Origin of the sequence: Microcystis sp. LE19-41.2A (assembly GCF_027530405.1) — a bacterium.
Taxonomy (GTDB): domain Bacteria; phylum Cyanobacteriota; class Cyanobacteriia; order Cyanobacteriales; family Microcystaceae; genus Microcystis; species Microcystis aeruginosa.
In genome coordinates, this window is the sequence record NZ_JAPZQJ010000060.1 from 1 (window position 1) to 1,422 (window position 1,422).

At 35.0% G+C, this 1,422-nt stretch carries 1 protein-coding gene and 1 pseudogene; both read left to right on the top strand.

The window, feature by feature from the left end:
* Positions 1 to 134 precede the first annotated feature (134 nt).
* Positions 135 to 606, top strand: a pseudogene (locus O9290_RS02835) (IS1634 family transposase); the annotation flags it as partial.
* Between the two features lie 678 nt (positions 607 to 1,284).
* The coding region (locus O9290_RS02840) for a helix-turn-helix domain-containing protein (RefSeq protein ID WP_288086678.1) at positions 1,285 to 1,422 on the top strand (138 nt) is incomplete at its 3' end.

Consider the following 1,422-nt stretch of genomic DNA (forward strand, 5'->3'; position numbering starts at 1 on the left):
AACCCTTATATAGAAAGGCATTTAGCGATTTTTGTCAATTGTTTTTTATCTAGAGCGAACTAATCAATTAAGTCTCTTGCCAGATAAGGATTTAGTCGATTTATGCCCCCCTATCGAACCATAACAAGTAACGAAGAGCCGAAATTATTAAAGCCGAAACAGAAAGAGCAGGAAGATTTATTATCGCCTGTTCTCGACAAGGAAAACCTATCGGCGGAAGAAATGCTTGATGAATATAAAGCACAACAATCTTGTGAACGAGGATTTAGATTCATTAAAGACCCCTTATTTCTAGCAGATAGTGTCTTGGTGAAAACCCCAAAAAGGATAGAAACAATGGTTTTTTTAATGGGAATATGCTTATTAGTATATAGTCTGGGACAAAGAATGTTAAGAGGGGAACTACAAAGGAAAGGTGGAAAAGTCAAAAATAAACTTGGTAAAGCCACAGATAAACCAACTTTAAGATGGATATTTCAGATTTTACAGGGGATTCATTTAGTCAAGATTAATGCTCAAAGCCACATCAGTAATTTAACTGAGGAGATTCTTGATATTCTTGAATATTTTTCTATTTATTGCCAAAATTACTACCAAGTAAGTTGAGAATCAAATTGAGCAAATTCAGTTTAAGTCAATCCCAGAAAAAACTTTTTCCCCGAAAAGTGTCCAATAAATTAGGCCACTTTAGTTTAACCATGTCTAACTTGAGCGATCCTTGCTTCTGTCAAATTATTCTTGGTGAAGTCAGATGTAAAAATTCTCTAATCTCAACAAATTTTGTCGGTTCAATCAGTTTTTCTTGGTGGCGTTATTGCGACTTAATCATAAAGTGCGGAATGTGGGTTTTAATCTCTAGTGATATCCAATCCTGTAGGGTGCGTTACATTTCATTAACGCACCTTATTACTGTTTTGAATGCAGTTCCAAATTTTCAGTTGTTAAAAAGTATTTGTCAAATGATGATGAACTTTAACGAATCAAAGTAATAGTAATTCCCAGAGATAAACTGGTCCATACTTTGTCTGCTGTTAACACAGGTAAATTCAAGCGTTTACCTAAAGCAAGACAAGCACGATCTCCTAAAAATAATCCTGCACTTTTAGTTAAAACTCGAAATTTAGCTATAGTTATAGCATCTTCCTCATTGCAAGCAATAATTTCTAGACTATTTTGTAATAATCCTTCGCCAATTCAAAAATGAAACGCATCAACCTCAAGAGTTGACAAAGAAAGGCTCATCAGGTACTGTCTGATCATTAACAAAAACAAATCAGACCCAAAATGAGCCACCAACATCTTAACATAGAACAAAGAAACTTGCTCTACCAACTTAGTCAGGAGGGAAATTTATCTCAACGGCAAATGGCCGTCTGGCTCGGATGTCATCAAAGCACAATATCACGGGAATTAAAAAGGAAT